Source organism: Okeania sp. SIO2F4 (assembly GCF_010672385.1).
GTDB lineage: Bacteria > Cyanobacteriota > Cyanobacteriia > Cyanobacteriales > Microcoleaceae > Trichodesmium.
Genome location: NZ_JAAHGT010000831.1, coordinates 1 through 4,380, shown reverse-complemented (window position 1 = coordinate 4,380; position 4,380 = coordinate 1). Strand labels below are relative to the sequence as shown.

3 protein-coding genes are annotated in these 4,380 nt (G+C 32.4%); 1 reads left to right on the top strand and 2 read right to left on the bottom strand.

The genetic code is table 11. From position 1 onward, the window contains the following. Nucleotides 1–472: 472 nt before the first annotated feature. Both F6K22_RS33460 and F6K22_RS33455 read right to left on the bottom strand, forming a co-directional pair. Nucleotides 473–799, bottom strand: coding sequence for a cupin domain-containing protein (locus F6K22_RS33460; protein ID WP_293108296.1), 327 nt, complete (start codon nt 797–799; stop codon nt 473–475). Nucleotides 800–1,157: 358 nt separating this feature from the next. Beyond that, nucleotides 1,158–2,258, bottom strand: a complete 1,101-nt coding sequence (locus tag F6K22_RS33455) for a Gfo/Idh/MocA family oxidoreductase (RefSeq protein WP_293108293.1) — start codon at nt 2,256–2,258, stop codon at nt 1,158–1,160. A 632-nt stretch (nt 2,259–2,890) separates the two neighbouring features. On the opposite strand from F6K22_RS33455, the gene F6K22_RS33450 reads away from it, so the two are divergent. Beyond that, the coding region (locus F6K22_RS33450) for a hypothetical protein (RefSeq protein ID WP_293108290.1) at nt 2,891–4,380 on the top strand (1,490 nt) is incomplete at its 3' end.

Sequence of the window (4,380 nt, the reverse complement as noted above, 5' to 3'; positions counted from 1 at the left end):
TGAAATTGGCATTAGAATAGATACTTTTGAAAAGCCTGGGTCTTATGTATATTTGTATGACATGAGTTAAGATGTGGCCTAAATAGGTTGTAATATTTTGTTTTTTCGCAAATCATTTCTGCAACCCGATCGATCGGTGAGAAACGATGCTATCATTAGTTGACTAAAAAATCATATATATGGGCAAGTTAGCCCAGTTAAACTTTACAATATCACAATTTTGGTGAGGATGCAACCGAAAATCTCTTGGCGCGCGTTTTTTTTAGGAGCTTCAGAAAATGAAAATGTTTGTACTGAATGAAGAGGGATAGATGGAAAGATTTGATGATGGGAAAAATCTAACCTCTTTTCTGGAGATACCTTAAATGGTGAAACAAGTGTCGGTTGGGTTGAGGGATGAAACCTAACAACAATCTTTTTCCCCTCCGACCTAATCCCTCTTTTCTGGAGATAGCCATTGATTTTGACTTATTTATTTACACAAAAAACAGTCACCTTCAGCAGGAGGTACTTCAATTACAAGAATTTCCAAAGGAGTCTCACCTTCAATTGCCTGATGCTTTACTCCCGGTTCTATTTTAATAACATCACCTTTTTTAATAGGTTCTATCCGATCGTCAAGAGATATGTGTCCTGTTCCGTCAAGTACATAATAATATTCTGTAGTCTTTTTGTGATAATGCTTTTCTGCTTTGTCTACAAAAAGATGTACGAGTTTAGCGGGTCCTTCTGATACAAGTTTTCTAATAGTGCCACAGTGTCCTCTGACCTGGGGAATATTATCAGTAGAAAGTATCATTTAATTTAAAACCTCCATTTTTTTACATAAGCATTCAGTTATTAGCTGTTAATTCTCAGCAATGATATCCCAACCTTAAGGAGAGGGTTTAAATTAATATAGACTTTAAGGTCAGCTTTTGTAGTCAGATTTAATTCTGACTTAATTAATCAAGCTTTTATCTAAAAAAATAGCTGATAGCGGAATGCTGACTTTTTTACTGTTTAGTTTCATTTTTTTTACCGAAATATTGTGGTCTAAAGCCTCTCCTTTTAAGGGGATAAAAAAGAGAATATTCCTGATGTCATAACAATTCAAAAAATGCTCAAGCCTCCTTATTGCATAGGTACTGATAACTGATAACTGATAACTGAAATAACTAATCCCATAAATTCATAAATTCTACTATTTGAATAGTTGTTGTTGCGGAACAAGGATTATTTTTTTTCCCCTGAAAATATTCTACGGCATTTTTCATGGATATACCCATTGTATCATCAGCTATAGAGGAGATAATTTTTTGTACAATGCCATCCTGGTAAACTACAATTCTTCCTTCTCCTCGGTTTTGACCAATAATTGGCTCATAAAATCCAGCTACAGTTATGCCTTTTTTATGATCTTCTACAGCTAATACACGATACCGAATATTTTCCTTTTCAGGAGCTCTATGAAAGTATTTTAGAGAGTATCCTGGATAAAAATATTTTATCTTTCCTGCCATAGAAGTATATAAAAAAACTTCTGCACCATTAACTGCCGTATAATGTTTTTCTACCATTCCTTGCTTGGGCAAAAAGTAATTTTTATCGTTAATATTTATATCTATATCTTGATAAAATATCTTGCCAATTTTCTGAGGAAAATATTCTTTTCCCAGAGCCATAACATTTGCAACTATATGTGAACCTTCATAGCCAAAAGCATAAAGTTTATCATCTACAAATCGACCACTAATCAAATCATTTATGCGATTTTTTGTCATTTCTGAGACAACTCTATGTGGAGTAATTTTCAGAGAAATAATTACTTCTTTAATCTTCTGAGTTACTGATGATGCTATATAGTTTTCATTAACAACAAGCTTTCCTTGAAATCCTTTTAATAATTCACACAATGTTTGAATTTCTTCGTAATTGCAAATAGGTTTTTCTACAATAATATTAGCCTCATTATCAATTTCTATAATATTCCTAATAACTTCAACATGAGTATCAGTAGGAGGACAAATATCCCAGAATAGCGGATGTGTTTCTGCTGCTTTTACAAAAGATGAAAATACATTTATTCTTCTCTTAAATGCCTCTTGTTGTTTAACTGAATTTGAATCGATAATTCCTAGAGTCTGAATTCCAATATCGCTTAATTTTTTTTCATGCCATGAAGCTACATTTCCATTACCTATACGCACACATCCAAATAAATCTGACTTTCTATCTAAAAGATGAGAAAATTGATCGGTCTTGGTTAGTAGTTGCATATTTTTCAAAGCTTTTAAAGCTCGATATATTTTTCCTGTTAGTTATTTACGTTTTTAGGTTTGTGAGCTATCGGTTCGGTATTGATCGCTGAATTTTAAAGAGAAATAATTTTGAGTATTGTCTATAGCAATCCGCCCATAGGTTCTGACAAATCAAAAAGTAGATAAAAAACCTGAAACTCCTACCAGTTAAGTGTTCCCAGTTAATAAAATGGTTAAGGTTTTTATACACAAATAAAATAGGACTGCTATATATATAGATACTTTTGAAAAGTCTAGGTCTTATGTATATGTATACTGTGAGTTAGCAAATAAAAAATGTAGTTGTTACAGAGGTACAAATCTAAATAAAACCCCCTAGAAAATACAGGATTGCTGAATTAAGCTATGAAATTTAAATTTAGTAAATATTAAATACTTTTCTATTAGTAGTTAAGTAATTAAGGAGGTACACAAAATTAATTACACATTTGGTCACATTTAATTCCTTGTGGTATTAGCATCACATTAAATTCAAGTAGGTAAAAAATTTTGTTTAGGTACTTAGCATATATCACGATAACATAGTAAAAATATGGTTGAGTCAGGCTCTAAGCAAGGCACGCTTTGAATCTAAACCATTACCAAAAATAATGTATATCCAAAATCTTAAACAAATTTTAATCCCATCAAATACCCCAAAAGCAAATCAGAAAATATTCTGGCTAATTCTCAGCTTAACCTTTGCAACAGTGTATAGCCTACTAGCACTTCAAGAAGCTTTTAGTGGGGAATATATAGTACAAGATGATGCACGACAGCACGTTTTTTGGATGCGTCGTTTTTTAGACCCAGAATTATTTCCGAATGACTTAATTGCTGATTATTTTCAGTCTGTCGCACCCTGGGGTTATAAAACTTTTTATTGGCTATTTTCCCAAGTAGGAATAGATCCAATGTTTCTGAATAAATTATTACCTTTAGGGTTAAGTTTGGTAACTGCTGCCTATTGTTTTGGAATTTGTTTTGAGATATTGCCAATACCTTTTGCAGGTTTTATTGCCTCAGTATTATTAAGTCAAAATCTCTGGCTTCAAGATGACATAGCTTCCAGTACACCAAGATCTTTTTTATATCCTTTATTTCTGGCAGTTCTATACTATTTGTTGCGAAAATCATTACTTCCTTTTTTGGTAGCGATCGCTCTCCTCGGTTTATTTTATCCCCAATACGTTATCCTAACTGCTTTGATTTTAATTTTCAGATTTTTAGACTGGGAAAAAAGGTGGTTTTGTCTTCGCAAAAATCGACTGGATTACATATTTAGTGGAGTAGGTTTAGGAGTAAGTTTACTGGTAATTTTATTTTATGCTTTAAATTCTAGTAATTACGCACCTGTAATTACAGCATCCCAAGCAAAAGTTTTGCCAGAATTTGGCGAAGCTGGTAGAAGTGTTTTTTTCTTACAAAATTCCTGGGATTTTTTCATCCTCGGTGGTCGTAGTGGAATTCTACCTAAAAAATTATTTCTGCCTCATATATTAATAATTGGATTATTCTTGCCAATATTTTTGCAGCAGGAAGAAGGAAGAAAGAAGAAGGAAAAAGGGAAAAATTATAACCTTTTTCAGAAGGAAGAAGGAAGAAGGAAGAAGGAAGAAGGGAAAATCTATAACCTTGATAATGGAATAAATTTCCTCAGACAATTACCTTTGGTCAAGCAAATAACTCCTAACATTAAATTGTTGCCCCAAATTTTGTTAGCTGGTGTTGCTTTATTCGTGGCAGCTCATCTTTTATTATTTCAATTACATTTACCAAGTCGTTACACAAATCATAGTTTTCGGATAGTCTTAGCCATAGCAACTGCCATTGTTTTATGTATAACTTTAGATGCAATTTTTCAGTTGGTAAACAAACAGTCATCCAGCCAAAATAGAAGAATTTTAGGATTGATTATTATTGGATTTTTAGGAATTTTACTAATAGGCGATATAAGCTTATGGAAAAATTTTCCTGACCCTGATTATCAAAAAGGTAAATCTCCAGAAGTATATGAATTTTTTGCTCAACAACCAAAAAATATTTTGATTGCTTCTCTGTCAAAAGAGGTAAATTATATCCCTACATTTTCTCAACATTA

Excerpts from the sequence above, each read along its gene's own strand:
- F6K22_RS33460 (WP_293108296.1), bottom strand. The coding sequence starts at position 799 with ATGATACTTTCTACTGATAATATTCCCCAGGTCAGAGGACACTGTGGC.
- F6K22_RS33455 (WP_293108293.1), bottom strand. The coding sequence starts at position 2,258 with ATGCAACTACTAACCAAGACCGATCAATTTTCTCATCTTTTAGATAGA.